General features: G+C 66.2%; 18 protein-coding genes. 13 read left to right on the top strand and 5 right to left on the bottom strand.

The features are described from left to right. Nucleotides 1–83: 83 nt before the first annotated feature. Together ACJ7C5_RS13430 and bioA are read right to left on the bottom strand one after the other, a co-directional pair. A complete protein-coding gene (locus ACJ7C5_RS13430; RefSeq protein WP_412704183.1) occupies nt 84–821 on the bottom strand; it encodes a 16S rRNA (uracil(1498)-N(3))-methyltransferase in 738 nt (245 codons plus the stop codon). Beyond that, nucleotides 812–2,203, bottom strand: coding sequence for an adenosylmethionine--8-amino-7-oxononanoate transaminase (bioA, locus tag ACJ7C5_RS13435; protein ID WP_412704184.1), 1,392 nt, complete (start codon nt 2,201–2,203; stop codon nt 812–814). The genes ACJ7C5_RS13430 and bioA overlap by 10 nt, the downstream gene beginning before the upstream one ends. A gap of 77 nt (nt 2,204–2,280) precedes the next feature. Here bioA and nudE point away from each other — a divergent pair, with 77 nt between their 5' ends. From nudE to gcvH, 9 genes are all read left to right on the top strand, one after another. Further along, nucleotides 2,281–2,844: an ADP compounds hydrolase NudE gene (nudE, locus tag ACJ7C5_RS13440; protein ID WP_005418435.1), complete on the top strand. Its 564-nt coding sequence runs from the start codon at nt 2,281–2,283 to the stop codon at nt 2,842–2,844. After that, nucleotides 2,841–3,644 (top strand): 3'(2'),5'-bisphosphate nucleotidase CysQ, encoded by an 804-nt coding sequence (gene cysQ, locus ACJ7C5_RS13445; RefSeq protein ID WP_093999679.1) that lies wholly within the window; start codon nt 2,841–2,843, stop codon nt 3,642–3,644. Before nudE ends, cysQ begins: the two co-directional genes overlap by 4 nt. 13 nt (nt 3,645–3,657) lie before the next feature. After that, nucleotides 3,658–4,497 (top strand): nucleoside triphosphate pyrophosphohydrolase, encoded by an 840-nt coding sequence (gene mazG / locus ACJ7C5_RS13450; RefSeq protein ID WP_412704185.1) that lies wholly within the window; start codon nt 3,658–3,660, stop codon nt 4,495–4,497. Continuing rightward, entirely contained in the window at nt 4,494–4,823 is a 330-nt protein-coding gene (locus tag ACJ7C5_RS13455) for a YnfA family protein (RefSeq protein ID WP_093999681.1), read from the top strand. Before mazG ends, ACJ7C5_RS13455 begins: the two co-directional genes overlap by 4 nt. 182 nt (nt 4,824–5,005) lie before the next feature. Further along, on the top strand, nt 5,006–5,308 hold the full coding sequence (locus ACJ7C5_RS13460) for an Mpo1-like protein (protein ID WP_093999682.1): 303 nt from the start codon (nt 5,006–5,008) through the stop codon (nt 5,306–5,308). A gap of 66 nt (nt 5,309–5,374) precedes the next feature. Then, nucleotides 5,375–6,334 (top strand): SPFH domain-containing protein, encoded by a 960-nt coding sequence (locus ACJ7C5_RS13465; RefSeq protein ID WP_412704186.1) that lies wholly within the window; start codon nt 5,375–5,377, stop codon nt 6,332–6,334. A 1-nt stretch (nt 6,335) separates the two neighbouring features. After that, complete coding sequence (locus ACJ7C5_RS13470) at nt 6,336–6,770, top strand: NfeD family protein (protein WP_043399171.1); 435 nt, start codon at nt 6,336–6,338, stop codon at nt 6,768–6,770. Nucleotides 6,771–7,240: 470 nt separating this feature from the next. Next, nucleotides 7,241–8,353, top strand: a complete 1,113-nt coding sequence (gene gcvT, locus ACJ7C5_RS13475; protein ID WP_412704187.1) for a glycine cleavage system aminomethyltransferase GcvT — start codon at nt 7,241–7,243, stop codon at nt 8,351–8,353. A 93-nt stretch (nt 8,354–8,446) separates the two neighbouring features. Continuing rightward, nucleotides 8,447–8,842 (top strand): glycine cleavage system protein GcvH, encoded by a 396-nt coding sequence (gene gcvH / locus ACJ7C5_RS13480; RefSeq protein ID WP_088026839.1) that lies wholly within the window; start codon nt 8,447–8,449, stop codon nt 8,840–8,842. 292 nt (nt 8,843–9,134) lie between these two features. Here gcvH and ACJ7C5_RS13485 read toward each other — a convergent pair whose 3' ends face one another. Then, the gene (locus tag ACJ7C5_RS13485) at nt 9,135–9,506 is read right to left on the bottom strand and encodes a hypothetical protein (protein WP_125432430.1); all 372 of its coding nucleotides are present in this window, start codon (nt 9,504–9,506) and stop codon (nt 9,135–9,137) included. 111 nt (nt 9,507–9,617) lie between these two features. Here ACJ7C5_RS13485 and ACJ7C5_RS13490 point away from each other — a divergent pair, with 111 nt between their 5' ends. Next, nucleotides 9,618–10,136 carry a hypothetical protein gene (locus ACJ7C5_RS13490; RefSeq protein WP_032130057.1) on the top strand — a complete coding sequence of 173 codons (519 nt, stop codon included), beginning with the start codon at nt 9,618–9,620 and terminating at the stop codon, nt 10,134–10,136. Nucleotides 10,137–10,255: 119 nt separating this feature from the next. On the opposite strand, the gene ACJ7C5_RS13495 is transcribed toward ACJ7C5_RS13490, so the two are convergent. Continuing rightward, nucleotides 10,256–11,149, bottom strand: coding sequence for a LysR family transcriptional regulator (locus ACJ7C5_RS13495; protein ID WP_088026837.1), 894 nt, complete (start codon nt 11,147–11,149; stop codon nt 10,256–10,258). Nucleotides 11,150–11,262: 113 nt separating this feature from the next. Here ACJ7C5_RS13495 and ACJ7C5_RS13500 point away from each other — a divergent pair, with 113 nt between their 5' ends. Continuing rightward, nucleotides 11,263–12,021: an SDR family NAD(P)-dependent oxidoreductase gene (locus ACJ7C5_RS13500; RefSeq protein ID WP_125432422.1), complete on the top strand. Its 759-nt coding sequence runs from the start codon at nt 11,263–11,265 to the stop codon at nt 12,019–12,021. Between the two features lie 99 nt (nt 12,022–12,120). On the opposite strand, the gene ACJ7C5_RS13505 is transcribed toward ACJ7C5_RS13500, so the two are convergent. Next, on the bottom strand, nt 12,121–13,521 hold the full coding sequence (locus tag ACJ7C5_RS13505) for a serine hydrolase domain-containing protein (RefSeq protein WP_412704188.1): 1,401 nt from the start codon (nt 13,519–13,521) through the stop codon (nt 12,121–12,123). Between the two features lie 285 nt (nt 13,522–13,806). Here ACJ7C5_RS13505 and ACJ7C5_RS13510 point away from each other — a divergent pair, with 285 nt between their 5' ends. Both ACJ7C5_RS13510 and ACJ7C5_RS13515 read left to right on the top strand, forming a co-directional pair. Then, nucleotides 13,807–15,135, top strand: a complete 1,329-nt coding sequence (locus ACJ7C5_RS13510; RefSeq protein ID WP_412704189.1) for an NTP/NDP exchange transporter — start codon at nt 13,807–13,809, stop codon at nt 15,133–15,135. A 78-nt stretch (nt 15,136–15,213) separates the two neighbouring features. Continuing rightward, on the top strand, nt 15,214–15,564 hold the full coding sequence (locus ACJ7C5_RS13515; protein ID WP_412704190.1) for a DUF1304 domain-containing protein: 351 nt from the start codon (nt 15,214–15,216) through the stop codon (nt 15,562–15,564). The last annotated feature ends 149 nt before the right edge of the window (nt 15,565–15,713 follow it).

The following is a 15,713-nucleotide window of genomic DNA, read 5'->3' on the forward strand; positions in this document are numbered from 1 at the left end:
GGCGCGTGCGGCGGGCCGCGCGCCCCCCCCCCCCCCCCCGGGGGGCCCCCCCCCCCCCCCCCCCCCACTACCACGAACCAGCCTTAACCAAGATCCCCCAACCGTGCCTGCAGTGCCGCGATCGCGGCCAGGCCGGCGGTTTCCGTGCGCAGAATGCGCGGGCCCAGCTGCAGGCCCTGGAATCCTGCCGCCGCCAACTGATCCCGGTCGCGCGGCGACCAGCCACCTTCCGGGCCGATCGCGATCACGATGCCGCCTGCCGGAGCGGCCGCCAGCGTCGACAAGCGATGTGTGCCCAGCGGGTCCAGGGTCAGCCGCAGCGTATCGGGCGGCAGTGCCGCTGCCGCCTGCGCCAGCGACAACGGGGATCCCACCTGCGGAATGCGCGCACGCCCGGACTGGCCGCAGGCCGAGGTCACCACATTGTTCCAGTGCGCCACACGCTTCTCCGCCCGAGCTGCATCGAGCTTCACCTCGGTGCGCTCGGCATTGACCGGAATGATCGCTGCCACGCCCAGTTCGGTGGCCTTCTGCAGGATCAGGTCCATCTTCTCGCCACGGGCAATGCCCTGCAGCAGGGTGATCGCCAGCGGCGATTCATTGGCGATGGCCTGCACGGCGTCGATGCGGACCTGCACCTCGCGTTTGCCGGCCACGGTCAGCGTCGCGCTGTAGTCGTTGCCATCGCCGTTGAACAGTACGCAGGTATCGCCTTCGCGCAGGCGCATCACCCGTACCAGGTGGTTGGCCGTCTCTTCCGGCAGGGTCACGGTCTGGCCGCTGTGCAGCGCCAGGTCGATGGGACAGCGGGTCACGCGCATGCAATCGCCTCGTCAATCGCTGCCAGCGTAGTGTGTGCCAGCAGCTCCAGTTGTTCGTCGTCCACGCAGTAGGGTGGCATCCAGTACAGCACGTCGCCCAGTGGGCGCAGCACCACGCCGCGCTTCAAGGCGGCCTTGTAGGCATGCAGGCCCAGCCGCATGGCCGGGTCGAACGGCGTGCGCTTGTTGCCGTCGCGCGACAGCTCGAACGCTACCACCATGCCGGCCTGGCGCACGTCTGCCACGTGCGGATGGTCGTTGAACGGTGCCGCCAGCGTACCCATCACGGAAGCGATGCCGCGGTTGCGGGCGATCACATCGTCGTCGCGGAAGATGTCCAGTGTCGCCAGCGCGGCCGCGCAGGCCAGCGGATTGCCGGTGTAGCTGTGTGAGTGCAGGAACGCGCGCTCGCGCGAGTCGTCGAGGAAGGCGTCGTACAGCGCCTGCGTCGCCAGTACGGCGGCCAGTGGCAGGAAGCCGCCGGTCAGGCCTTTCGAGATGCACATCAGGTCCGGCATCACCCCGGCCTGTTCGCAGGCGAACAGGGTGCCGGTGCGGCCGAAGCCGGTGGCGATCTCGTCGGCGATCATGAAGGCGCCGTGCGCATCACACAGTTCGCGCACGCGCTGCAGGTAGAACGGGTCATGCATGCGCATGCCGCCGGCGCACTGCAGTCGTGGCTCCAGGATGACTGCGCAGATCTCACCGGGGTGCTGGTCGAACAGGGTGGCCAGGCCATCGGCGGCCTGGCGCGCGCGATCCGCTGCACTCTGGCCGGGCTCGGCCAGATAAGCGTCGGGCGAGGGCGCGAACAGCCCTTCGGCCAGCAGCGGCGCGTAGACACGGCGATACAGCGGGATGTCACCCAGCGCCAGCGCGCCCAGGGTCTCGCCGTGGTAGCCGTTCTCCAGTGCGATGAAGCGCGTGCGCCGCGGTTCCCCACGGTTCTGGAAATACTGGAAGGCCATCTTCAGGGCCACTTCCACGCCGGCCGAACCGTTGTCGGCATAGAACACCTTGGCCAGCGGTTCGCGGCCAGGCTGGCGCGGGGCCAGTGCCAGCAGGCGTTCAGCCAGGGTGATGGCCGGCTCATGGCCGAAGCCGGCCAGCATCACCTGTTCCAGCTGTGTGGCCTGGGCGGCGATGGCGCCACCGATGCGCGGTTCGGCATGGCCGAACAGATTGGTCCACCAGCTGCTGACCGCATCCAGATAGCGGTTGCCATCGTGGTCGATCAGCCATGCACCTTCGCCGCGGGCGATCGGCACCAGCGGCAGGGTATCCGGATGCTCGCGCATCTGCGTGCAGGGGTGCCACAGCACCTGCAGGTCGCGCTGCCGCCAATGGCGGGCCAGCGGGGAGGGGGTTGGGTCTGCTAGCATTTCGGGCTCATGAACATGTTGCTGCCTGCACATTCTATCGGCCCCGGCGCAGGCGCCGGCCGCCGCGGAGATTCCGCATGAACGATGACCGCGCCGGCCGTCGCTTGCCGATCATCCATCGGATCACCGATGAGGAGAACGGCCCCTTCCAGCGCCAGCACCTGGACCTGGAGTTTTCCAACGGTGAACGCCGCCGTTTCGAACGGCTGGTCAGCCGTGGCCATGGCGCGGTGGTGGTGGTGCCGATGCTCGACGACGAGACCGTGCTGCTGGTACGTGAATACGCTGCCGGCATGCACCGCTACGAACTGGGGCTGGTCAAGGGCCGGATCGATGCTGGCGAGACCCCCGAGCAGGCCGCGGACCGTGAACTGAAGGAAGAGGCCGGTTATGGTGCGCGCCGGGTGGACGTGCTGCGCGCGATGACCCTGGCCCCAACCTACATGAGCCATCAGTCGTGGCTGGTGGTGGCGCGCGACCTGTACCCGGAAAAGCTGGCCGGCGATGAGCCGGAAGAACTGGAAGTGGTGCCGTGGAAGCTGGCCGAGCTGGACCAGCTGATGCTGCGCGAGGACTTCTCCGAGGGACGCTCGCTGGCGGCGCTGTTCATCGCCCGGCAGTGGCTGCAGGGAACGCGATGATCAAACTGACCACGGACCTGCGCGAGACCGCCATCGCCATTGCCCAGGAAGCCGGACAGGCCATCATGCAGGTCTATGCCGATGGCTTCGACGTACAGATCAAGGACGACAACAGCCCGGTCACCAGTGCCGACCTGGCGGCCAACCAGGTCATTGAACAGGGCCTGCAGCAGCTGACTCCGGACCTGCCGATCCTGTCCGAGGAATCGGCGCAGGTGGGCTGGGAGCAGCGCCGCCACTGGGGCGCTTACTGGCTGGTGGATCCGCTCGATGGCACCCGCGAGTTCGTCAAGCGCAACGGCGAGTTCAGCGTCAACATCGCGCTGATCTACCAGGGCGCACCGGCCTTCGGCGTGGTGCTGGCGCCGGTCACCGGCATCGTCTGGCATGCCATGCGCGGTGAGCTGGCGTACCGTCGCCAGGGCCTGCATGACACTGTGCTGCGTACCCGCACGCCGGCCACCGCACCGCTGCGGGTGGCCGCCAGCCGCTCGCACCGCTCGCCGGAAACCGAAGCGCTGCTGGCGCGGATGGGTCGCATCGAAACCATCGCTCAGGGCTCATCACTGAAGTTCTGTCGGATCGCCGAAGGCGGCCTGGATGTCTACCCGCGGCTGGGCCCGACCTCCGAATGGGACACTGCCGCCGGCCAATGCGTGCTGCACGCTGCCGGTGGCGCGGTGCTGGCGGCGGCCACCGGCAAGCCGTTCCGCTACAACCGCCGCGAGACCCTGTTGAACGGCGATTTCATTGCCCTTGGTGACACCAGCCTGCCCTGGCGCGACTGGTTGTCCGATTGACCCTGGAGACTGCATGAGCGCGCACGACACCCCCACCACCGGCAGTGCCGCCAGCAACGAACTGGAACGCCTGCTGTCGATCATGGCGCGCCTGCGTGATCCGCAGGGTGGCTGCCCCTGGGACCTGGAGCAGAACTTCGCGACCATCGCCCCGTACACCATCGAGGAAGCCTACGAGGTGGCCGATGCCATCGACCGGGGCGACCTCGATGATCTCTGCGATGAGCTGGGCGACCTTCTGCTGCAGGTGGTGTTCCATGCGCGCATGGCCGAGGAGCAGGGTGCCTTCGCTTTCGCCGAGGTCGCACGCGCGATCAGCGACAAGATGCAGCGCCGCCACCCGCACGTGTTCGCCGATGTCAGTGTCGATGACGCCGACGGGGTGACGCGCAACTGGGATGCGATCAAGCGTGCCGAGCGTGCCGCCAAGGGCGAGCAGGACACCTCCGCACTGGCCGGTATCTCGCGCGGCCTGCCGGAATGGCAGCGGGCAGTGAAGCTGCAGTCACGCGCGGCCAAGGTCGGTTTCGACTGGCCGGGCCCGCTGCCGGTGCTGGACAAGGCGGCCGAGGAACTGCAGGAACTGCGCGAGGAGTTCGAGCGCGGCGATATCGCCGGCAACAAGGCGCGCCTGCAGGAAGAGCTGGGCGACCTGCTGTTCGTCTGCGCCAACCTGGCACGCCATGCCGATATCGATCTGGGCGCGGCACTGCGCGGGGCCAACCACAAGTTCGAACGTCGCTTCCGCGCGATGGAAGCGCAGGCCGAAGTGCAGGGCAGCGCGTTGGCGGTACTGGACCTGGATGCCCAGGAAGCACTGTGGCAGCACGCCAAGGCATCGGAAAAAGCGTGAAGACACTCGGCCTGTTCCTGCTGACCGCGCTGGCCGAGATCATCGGTTGCTATCTGCCGTGGCTGTGGCTGCGCAAGGGGGGCAGCATCTGGTTGCTGCTGCCGGCGGCCGCCAGCCTGGCGCTGTTTGCCTGGCTGCTGACCCTGCACCCGACCGCCAGTGGTCGGGTCTATGCCGCCTACGGTGGCGTCTACATCGGCACCGCGCTGTTCTGGCTGTGGCTGGTCGATGGCATCCGCCCCAGCCGCTGGGACATGCTGGGAGCGGCCCTGTGCCTGGCCGGCATGGCGGTGATCATGTTCGGGCCGCGCACGCCCTCGGTGTAGCGTCGAGCCAGGCTCGGCCGTTTCTGCTTATGTAGAGTCGAGCCATGCTCGACTGCTTCTGCCAGTATCCGTCGAGCTGAGGCAGCCGAGCATGGCTCGGCTCTACAAGGGCAAGGATGCTCGCGCAGCGCTGCCGCCGCCGAAGGTGCATGATGTAGGCAGTGATGGCCCGGAGCATGTGCATGTCCCGATTCGCCAGCTTCCGAGAGTTCTATCCGTTCTATCTCAACGAGCACCGCCACCCGGTCTCGCGGCGCCTGCATTTCATCGGTAGTTGCGGCGTGCTGCTGCTGGTCGCTGCAGCGATCCTGCGCGGACAGCCAGTGCTGCTGGTGGCTGCCTTGTTCTGCGGTTACAGCTTCGCCTGGGTTGGCCATTTCTTCTTCGAGAAGAACCGCCCGGCGACCTTCCGGCATCCGCTGTATTCATTCATGGGCGACTGGGTGATGTTCGCCGATATCCTGCGCGGGCGGGTGCCCTGGTAGCTTCGCTGTACCCGCCGCCCGCACGCGCTATGCTGGGGCCTGGGCGACATAGATAAGGAAAGCGCGATGTTCCCGACCATGTTCTTTACCGTGGTACTGGCCTTCGTGGCCGTGGTGATCCTGTTCAAGGCGGTGCGGATGGTCCCGCAGGGGTATGAATGGACCGTTGAGCGCTTCGGCCGCTACACCCACACCATGACGCCGGGCCTGCACTTCCTGATCCCGATCGTGTACGGGGTCGGGCGCAAGGTGAACATGATGGAGCAGGTGCTGGACGTACCCAGCCAGGAAGTGATCACCAAGGACAATGCCGCCGTGCGTGTGGATGGCGTGGTCTTCTTCCAGGTCCTGGATGCGGCCAAGGCCGCCTATGAGGTGGCCAACCTGGAAGTTGCGATGATTGCCCTGGTGCAGACCAACATCCGTACCGTGATCGGTTCGATGGACCTGGACGAGTCGTTGAGCCAGCGCGAGGTGATCAATGCCCAGCTGCTGAGCGTGGTCGACCATGCCACCAATCCGTGGGGCGTGAAGGTCAACCGCATCGAGATCCGGGACATCCAGCCGCCACGTGATCTGCTGGACGCGATGGCGCGGCAGATGAAGGCCGAGCGCGAGAAGCGCGCGCAGATCCTCGAAGCGGAAGGTTCACGGCAGTCGGAGATCCTGCGCGCCGATGGCGAAAAGCAGGCCACCGTACTGGAGGCTGAAGGCCGTCGCGAAGCCGCGTTCCGCGATGCGGAGGCGCGCGAACGCCTGGCCGAGGCCGAAGCGATGGCGACCAAAGTGGTGTCGGCGGCGATTGCCGAGGGTGACGTGCAGGCGATCAACTACTTTGTTGCGCAGAAGTACGTGGAAGCGTTCAAGGAGCTGGCCAGTTCGCCGAACCAGAAGCTGGTGCTGATGCCAATGGAGGCCAGTGGCGTGATCGGTTCGATCGCTGGCGTGGCCGAACTGGCAAAGCAGGCGCTGGCCAGCCAGGACGACAAGGCCGCGGGCAAGCGGCCGCCGCCGCTCGGAGGCTGACATGCGCTGGGAAGTCGTCGGTTGGGGTGCGTTGGCGCTGCTGTTGTTCGCGGCCGAAGCGCTGGCGCCGGGTGCATTCATGCTGTGGATCGGCATTGGTGCGGCGGCGGTGTTCGTGCTGGTGGCGGTGTTCAGCGGCATTCCGTTGCTGTGGCAGGTCGTTGCCTTCGTAGTGCTGAGCGTGGTCTCGATCCAGTGCTACCGGCGCTGGGGCAAGGCAAGGGCGCGGCCCAGCGATGCCCCGTTGCTCAACCGCCGCGCCGAACAGCTGGTCGGTCGGGTGGTGCCCTTGCAGCAGGGCATCATCGGCGGGCAGGGCCGGGTCAGCATCGATGATGCGTACTGGCAGGTCAGTGGTCCGGAACTGCAGGCCGGCAGCCTGGTGCGGGTGGTGGCGGTGCAGGGCAGCACGCTGGTGGTCGAAGCGGTGGCCTAGGGGTTCCCAGCCAACGGCGGAGCCCCTCGTGTGTGGTCGCGGAAGGCGGTTCATGTGTTTGGGTCGGGCGGGTTGGGTTCGCGGGACACGCCGTAGACCCCCGCTCCGCGGTCCGGCCCAGCCGCTGGCGGCTGCGCGTTCGGTCGCTTGCGAAGCAGTGCTTCGCAAGCAAAGCGCCCTCACCCATGGGGGCTCGATGGCGCCATCCATGGCGCCAACGGTCCCGCGAACCCAACCCGCCCGACCCCCGACAGTTTCCGTGCGCGTCCAGCCCACGGAAAAGAAAAAGAGCAAAGAGTAAAAGCACTCGCTCCGACCCGCCCAGGCCGAGTCAATCCAGAGCCGATGAACTCAGGCTTTGCGCTCTAGCTGTAGAAAGCGGCCAAACACCCCGCTGCGCTGCGGCACGCCTGCGGGCGACCGATCTGGGATAATGGGGATTCTTGTTTCCTCTGCTGCCGGACCCGGTCATGACCCAGAAGACGCTGCTCAACGATACCCACCGCGCCCTTGGCGCCAAGATGGTCGATTTCGGGGGTTGGGACATGCCCATCCACTACGGCTCGCAGCTGGACGAGCACCACCTGGTGCGTCGCGAGTCCGGTGTGTTCGACGTCAGCCACATGACCGTGGTCGACCTGCGCGGTGACCAGGTCAAACCGTTCCTGCGCCGCCTGCTGGCCAACTCGGTCGACAAGCTGAAGGTCACCGGCAAGGCACTGTACTCGTGCATGCTGAATCCGCGCGGCGGCGTCATCGACGACCTGATCGTCTATTACCTGGGCGACGATTTCTTCCGCATGGTGGTCAATGCCTCCACCCGCGAAAAGGATCTGGCCTGGCTGCGCGAGCAGGCCGCACCGTTCGGCGTTTCCGTCGAGCAGCGCCCGGACCTGGCCATCCTTGCCGTGCAGGGCCCGCAGGCGCGCGACATCGTCATCGGTCTGGCCCGCGAAAGCGACCGCGCAGCGCTGGCCAAACTGGGCCGCTTTGCCGCCCTGCAGGTGCAGTCTGACGATGGCGTCGAGCTGTTCGTTGCCCGCACCGGCTACACCGGCGAAGACGGTTTCGAGATCCTGCTGCCGCAGGATGCGGTGGTCGCGTTCTGGAACCAGCTGCTGGCCGCGGGCGTGAAGCCGGCGGGTCTCGGTGCGCGCGACACCCTGCGCCTGGAAGCCGGCATGAACCTGTATGGCCAGGACATGGACGAGGAGATCAGTCCGTATGAAGCGGCGCTGGCCTGGACCGTGTCGTTGGACGAAGGTCGCGACTTCATCGGTCGCGACGTGCTGGAAGCGCAGAAGGCTGCCGGCACCGCGCGCCAGATGATCGGTCTGGTGATGGACGAGAAGGGCGTGCTGCGCCACGGCCAGGCGGTGACCACCGCCGGCGGCCAGGGCGAGATCCTGTCCGGTACCTTCTCGCCGACCCTGGCCAAGGGCATCGCCTTTGCCCGCGTACCGGCCGGTGAGCTCGGCGAAGTCACCGTCGACATCCGCGGCCGGCAGGTGCCGGTGCGCGTGGTCAAGTTCCCGTTCGTGCGCGAAGGCCAGGCCCAGCCCGGCGTGCTCGCCGACGCCTGATCCGAACATGCCGGTCGTCACTGACAGCAGTGGCGGCCGGTTGGTTACACTAGCCCCGTTTTTTCCACCCCTGCATATCTCTGGAGCAGTCCCATGAGCGAGATCCCCGGCGACCTCAAGTTCCTCAAGTCCCATGAGTGGGCCCGTGTCGAAGGCAATGGCCGTGTCACCGTCGGTATTTCCGACCACGCCCAGGGCCTGCTGGGTGACCTGGTCTACGTCGAACTGCCGGAAGTCGGCGCCGACGCCAAGGCCGGTGAACAGATCGCCGTCGTCGAGTCGGTGAAGGCCGCCTCGGACGTCTACAGCCCGATCAGCGGCAAGGTGGTCGAGGTCAACTCGGCCCTGTCCGACAAGCCGGAAACCATCAACGAAGATGCCTACGGCGAAGGCTGGATGTTCGTGGTCGAACTGACCAACGCCGAAGAGGTCAACGATCTGCTGGACCCGGACGCGTACGCCGAAGCCCTGGAGAACGAAGACCACTGAGTCGTCGTTTCCGGATTCTGGAACGGCCACCTTCGGGTGGCCGTTTTTGTTTTGGCGACCGCGTCGGACTCATGACGCGGGGTTCGCTGCGCACCCTCGGCGTGGCATCAGTCGACAGACGAACGGTGCCGACGGGCGTGCGCAGTTTTGCGCAAATCCGCGTTTCCGCCCCGCGCCGACGCACTCGGATGTGAAAACTTTTCGCCCCCCGTTGCGGCGCCGTTGTGCTGGCGTTGGCGGCGGTGCCGGTGACCATCGACGATGCGCTCGCGCTGTTGCGCCTCACCTGCGCCTATCTGCGCGGAGTGCTTATTTCAAGTGTTTTTTGATCAACGTCTGCATCGACATCGATGCAGACAATGCGCGTGCGCGCCGCTTCCACCGTCGTTGCAGGCCGTGCGGAGCGGTGGTGCAGGCGGCGTCCGGGAAGGCGCGGATGTGAAAATTTTTCGCGGGGGTTGTTGACAGTAAAAAAAACCGTGATTAGGTTTCGCCTCAGCAGACCTTGCCTGCCAAACCGAGTGCGCAGAATCAATCGTCCGATGCGAAGCAGCCCCTTCAAGACCACCGCGACCCAGATGACGGTGGACATGGCCCCGCTTCCCCCGGAGAAATGCAAGGCAACTCCCGTTCCGATGCCCGCTCCGCCGATCGAGGCGGGCATTGCCGCATCCGTAACGGCGCGCCTGACGCGCCGGCGGTCCCCGCACGCAGCATCCGCGGGTTTGATCCACCTGGGCGTTTCAACTCCCTATCACTGACGAGGAGCCATCCCATGGCAACCAAGAAAGCTGCGAAGAAGAAGCCCGCCGCCAAGAAAGCGGTGAAGAAGGTCGCGAAGAAGGCCGCTGCCAAGAAGGCAGTGAAGAAGGTCGCGAAGAAGGCGACTGCCAAGAAGGCAGTGAAGAAGGCTGCGAAGAAGGTCGCCAAGAAGACCACTGCGAAGAAGGCAGTGAAGAAGGCGGCGAAGAAGGTAGCCAAGAAGTCCACTGCCAAGAAGGCCGTCAAGAAGACCGCCAAGAAGGCCGTCAAGAAGGTAGCCAAGAAGGCCACCAAGAAGACTGCCAAGAAGGCAACGGCCCGCAAGCCGGCCAAGAAGGTCGCGAAGAAGGCGACTGCCAAGAAGGCCGTCAAGAAGACCGCCAAGAAGGCAGTAAAGAAGACCGCGAAGAAGGCCACCAAGAAGGCTGCCCCGAAGAAGGCAGCGAAGAAGGTTGCCAAGCGCAAGCCGGCCGCCCGCAAGAAGAAGGCCGCTCCGGTCGCTCTGCCGGCAACCCCGGCGCCGCTGATCTAAGTACTTCCCGATAGCCGCATCCTGAAACCCCCTTCCCCGGCTGCCCAGCGGGGAGGGGGTTTTTTTATGGGCCGTTTGTAGAGTCGAGCCATGCTCGACTGTTCTTCTGAGGGTCGACGCTAGCGGTGCGGCGCCGGTGGAAAGCGCTCCACCATGAAGTCCAGGAAGCTGCGCAGGCGGGTCGAGTGGTAGCGATCGTGGGCGTAGACCACGTGCATCGGCCGACCGGTCTGGCCGTACTCCGGGAACAGCTGCACCAGGCGCCCGGCGTCGACGTCGGCAGCCAGCAGCAGTGCCGACTGCAGCACGATGCCCAGCCCATGCAACGCCGCCGTTCGCAGTGCTTCACCGTTGTTGACCTGCAGTCGACCGTCGGGCGCACGGTCGAGTTCGCCAGCGTCGGCCTGCAGCCACTGCGCGAGTGCTGTCGGTTCGAAGGACAGGCACTGGTGCCGGGCAAGTGACAGCAGGTCGGTGGGCGTGCCATGGCGGGCGAGGTACGCGGGTGAGGCACACATCATCAACCGGTACGGCGTCAGAGCTCGCGCGACCAGTGCGCTGCTGTCGGCCAGCGTACCGATGCGCAGTGCCGCTTCGAATCCTTCTTCGGCGAGGTCGACGACGCGGTCGCTCAGCGTCGCCTCGACACGCACGTCGGGGTAGCGCGCCATATAGTCGGCCAGCGCAGGCACCAGCGCATGCGTGCCGAAGATCACCGGTGCGCTGATACGCAGCGTGCCTGCTGGTTCCAGCTGCTGGTGCTGGGCCTGTGCATCGGTTTCATCCACCAGGCGCAGGATCTCCCTGCAGCGGGCGTAGTAGTCCTCGCCGAACGGCGTCATGTGCTGGCGCCGGGTGGTACGGCTCAGCAGCTGCATGCCCAGGCGTGCTTCCAGTGCACGCAGGTGCTTGCCGGCCATCGTCGCCGAGATATCCATCGCCGCCGCCGCAGCGCTGAGGCTGCCCTTGTCCACGATCAGCACGTAGACCTGCATGCTCTCCAGCAGGTTCATCTGACACCCCGGGTGTTGAATGCTGAAACCTGCGTGGAGTTTATCAATCAGGGGTGATCAAACAGCATGTCGTGCACGGGCCGGATGTACCGGCTGGCTGATTGGAGAACATCATGGATCTGGATCTTGAAGGGCGCACCGCGCTGGTCACTGGCGCAGGCAGCGGCATCGGTGCTGGTGTTGCCCGGCTGCTGGCGGCCCAGGGCGTACGCATCGCGATCAGCGCACGACGTCCGGAACCGCTGCAGGCGCTGGCTGCCGAGATTGAGGCCACGGGTGTGCCGGCGCCGATCATCCTGCTTGGCGACGTCACCGATGCGGAGGATGTACGCCGTATTGCGGATGCAGCCCTGGCGGCGCTGCAGCGCGTCGACATCCTGGTCAACGCGGCGGGGGGATCGCGACCGACCACGGTGGATGCCGGTGACGATGTCTGGGAAGAGGCAATCGCACTGAATTTTTCCGCCGCGCGAAGGCTGACCCAGGCGCTGCTGCCAGCGATGCAGGTGCACGGTTGGGGGCGGGTGATCAACTTCAGCGGTTCGATGGAACCACGCGCGGTGAACGCGGCTACCGCCGCGAAGGCGGCGCTGCACCTGTGGGGCAAGGGGCTGGCGTCGGAAGTGGCCGGGCAGGGCATCACGGTCAACGCAATCGCGCCGGGACGGATCAACAGCGCACAGATCCTCGGCCGCCTGCATCCTACCGAGGAGAGCCGACGCGCGTTCATTGCCCGCAATATCCCGATCGGACGCTTTGGTGATCCGGAGGAAGTGGCGCCGCTGGTGGCCTTCCTGGCCTCGCCGTTGGCCGGCTACATCACCGGTGCGGTGATACCGGTGGATGGCGGCATGCACTACTTCGCGCACTAGCCCTCCGTTTGTGGCGTCGAGCACGGCTCGACTCTACAAAAGCCAACAAAAAGGGCGACCCGCAGGCCGCCCCTTCCACTCACGGTCGAGCCCGCCTGATCAGCGCGGCGAAGCCACCGCGCGATTGCCCGAGGCACCCTTGCCCTTGCGCTTGTCCTGCTGCGCCGGACCCGCGCCTTCGGCCATCAGGTTGTCGCTGCCGAAGTCGGTGTCCACGTCCAGCCAACGCTGCGCCGGCAGGCCCAGTGCGGCATCGAGTACGGTCGGCAGCAGGCCGCTGGGCAGGCCGCTTTCGCCGTTCCACATGATGGCGATGCCGAGATCGCGCTCCGGCACCAGCGCGACCAGGCCGCGATAACCCTGCACGGCACCGGCGTGGAACACCACATCGTGGCCGGCGTAGTCGAAGGTACGCCAGCCCAGTGCGTAGCCGGCCGAATGCAGACGCTCGCGGCGCCAGCCCGAACGCATTTCGCCCGGGGTGTTGATCAGGCTCGAATGCAGAGTGGCCAGCAGCGGTGCCGGCAGCACGTCGGGGCGATGGCCAGTGTGGGCCAGCAGCCACTGCGCCATGTCGCTGGCGCTGGCATTGACGCCGGCGGCCGGGGCGATGCGGTAGTAGGTCGGCTTCGGTGTCAGCGACACCCAGCCATTGCGGCTGCGCACGTGCGGCCGCGCCCAGCGCGAGCTGGCCTGGATGCCGGCCAGGCCGAGGCTGGCATCGTTCATGCCCAGCGGCTTGAAGATGCGGCGCTCGACCGACTGCTCGTAGAAGCTGCCGGAGGCGGCATAGACGACGTCGCCGATCAGGCTGAAGGCCACGTTCTGGTAGGCGTAGCAGTCGCCCGGCAGGCACTTCAGGCTGGTGTTGGCCAGCTTCTGGGTCAGCGAGTAGTACTCGGCGTTGCCTTCGATGTCGCGGTCGTAGGCGTTGTAGGGCAGGCCGACGCGATGGCTGAGCACGTCGGCCACGGTCAGGCGGTCGGTTGCTTCCGGCGAGTTCAGGCGGAAGCCCGGCACGTAGTCGGTGACCTTGCTGTCCCAGCGCAGGGTGCCGTCGTTGACCAGCAGGCCGGCCATGGTGCCGGCGAACGCCTTGGACAGCGACGCCAGGCGGAACACGGTGTGGGCATCGACCGGCAGCGGGTTGTTGACGTCGGTGACGCCATAGCCACGCGCGCTGAGCACGCGGCCACCCTGCACGATCGCCACGGCCATGCCGGGCACGCGCTCGCCATAAGTGAGCTGCTGCGCCATCGATTCGATGTTGGCCACGTTGAAGCCGGCCGCCGGCAGCTGCACCTGCGGCACCAGGCCGGTACGGTAGGCAGCGGGCTGGGTGTGGGCGACTGCGGTGGCGGCAGCGGATTCGATGTTGGCCGGCATCGGCGGCAATGGCGGCGGGGTCTGCGCGGTGGTGGACAAGGCAACGGGCATCAACATGCCCAGCAAACCGGTGGCCGCCGAACGGATCGGACGACGCAGGCTGTTCTTTTTCATCGTGGAGACCCGTGCGCGACTGCTGATGGCGATTCTAGCGCCGCTTTTCCCTTGTGCACAAACAAAGCGAAGATGAATGCGCATCTCGTTGAAAAAGTTGGAATTTTGACGCTCCTGAGACGTGTATCGGAACGTGTCGTCCGGGTGGGGCCGTGACACTGCGTTTCAGCCTTCTGCGGGGCTGCTGCTGGCGATGTTGCAGTGCATTGGCTAACGTACGCGCTTCACCGCCCCGGAGCCTGCCATGCCGCTGTCCAACCGCCGTCTTCTGGCGAGGGACGCCGCGTGAGCGCGGTGCAGTGCAAGGGGCCGCTGCGTGGGTTGATGGCGGCACTGCGTGAGTCGCCAGCGCTGTGGTGGTCGTTCCTGTACTTCTTCTGCCTGCTCAGTGGCTACTACGTGCTGCGCCCGGTGCGGGAGGCGATGGCCGCTTCGGCCGACCTGGAGACCGTGTTTCCGCCGATGCTGATTGCCTGGTTCGCCAGCCATGGCATCGCGCTGAAGGACTTCGTCCTGCAGTTCCTGTTCTCCTGCGTGTTCGTGATCATGCTGGTGCTGCAGCCGGTGTACGGCTGGCTGGTCAGCCGCTTCCCGCGGCGGGTGTTCCTGCCGGTGGTGTATGGCTTCTTCATCGTCACCCTGCTGGGCTTCTACGCGCTGTTCGACAGCAACGTGCCGGGGCGGGGCATGGCCTTCTTCCTTTGGGTGATGGTGTTCAACCTGTTCGCGGTGGCCGTGTTCTGGAGTTTCATGGCCGATGTGTTCTCCAACACACAGGCGCGTGCCTACTATGGCTACATCGGTGCGGCCGGCACCATCGGCGCGTTCCTTGGTCCACTCATCACCAGCGCGCTGGCACAGCGCGTGGGCATCGCCAATCTGATGCTGGTCTCGGCCGGTTTCCTGGTCATCTGCCTGTTCTGCATCTGGCGCCTGCGGCACTGGGCGGTGCTGCGCGAGCGCGAGCAGCAGCTGGTCTCGGGCGAGCAGCCGATGGGCGGCAGCGTGCTCGATGGCCTGAAACTGATCGTGCGCGAGCCGCTGCTGCGCTGGCTGGCGGTGATGGTGGTGTTCGGCGTGGGCGTCGGCACGTTGCTGTACAACCAGCAGGCCAGCATCGTGCGTGCGGCCTTCACCGACCCGGCGGCCAGTACCGCGTTCTTTTCGCGCATCGACCTGGCGGTGAACGCGCTGGCGCTGCTGATGCAGGTGGGCCTGACCCGCTGGCTGCTGTCACGCCATGGCATCGCGCCGGCGCTGCTGATTCCCGGTTTCGCGATCCTGATCGGTTTCTCGGTACTGGCGGCCTCACCGATGCCGTTGATGGTCGCGGTGGTGCAGGTGATGACCCGTGCCAGCGAGTTCGCGCTCGCCAAGCCGGCGCGCGAGACGATCTATACCCGCGTGGACCGGCAGTGGCGCTACAAGGCCGGTGCGGCGATCGACACCGTGGTCTACCGCGGCGCGGACTTGAGTTTCACCTGGATTCACAAGGCGCTGACCCTGTTCGGTTCACACGTGGTGTTCATCGGTGGCGTGGTGGTTGCCGCGTGCATGACCGCCGCCGCATTCGGCGTGCTGCGCGAAGAAAAGAAGCTGCCGCGCGACCGCTGAGCGGCGCGGGGTCGGATCCCTCTCCCACGGAGAGGGCTCTGACCCCATCATCCCATCCATCTATCCAAGGAACCGCCCATGTACTGGATCGCACTCGTCCTGACCCTGGTGGTCGCCCTGCTGCACGTCTATTTCCTGGTGCTGGAGATGTTCCTGTGGACTCACCCGCTGGGCCTGAAGACGTTCCGCAACACGCCGGAGAAGGCAGAGACCACGCGCGTGCTGGCGGCCAACCAGGGCCTGTACAACGGCTTCCTGGCGGCGGGCATCGTGGTGGGGCTGGTGATCGATCAGCCGGTGCTGGTGACGTTCTCGCTGGCCTGCGTGGTGGTGGCGGGGTGCTATGGCGCCTACAGCGTGAGTCGCCGTATTTTCATGATCCAGGCGGTGCCGGCGATCCTGGCGTTGGTGTTGCGCGCGGTGGCGTAGTTTCCAGCCAACGGCGCAGCCCCTCGTGGGTTGGTCGCGTAGAGCTTCTCATGGGGTTGGCCGGGCGGGTTGGGTTCGCGGGGGACGCCGCAAGTACGTCCCTGTAGGCTTGGCCGCGGCATCCATGCCGCGGACACCCCCGCGAACCC

It is taken from the genome of Nocardiopsis yanglingensis, assembly GCF_045809185.1.
GTDB classification, from domain to species: Bacteria; Pseudomonadota; Gammaproteobacteria; order Xanthomonadales; family Xanthomonadaceae; genus Stenotrophomonas; species Stenotrophomonas yanglingensis.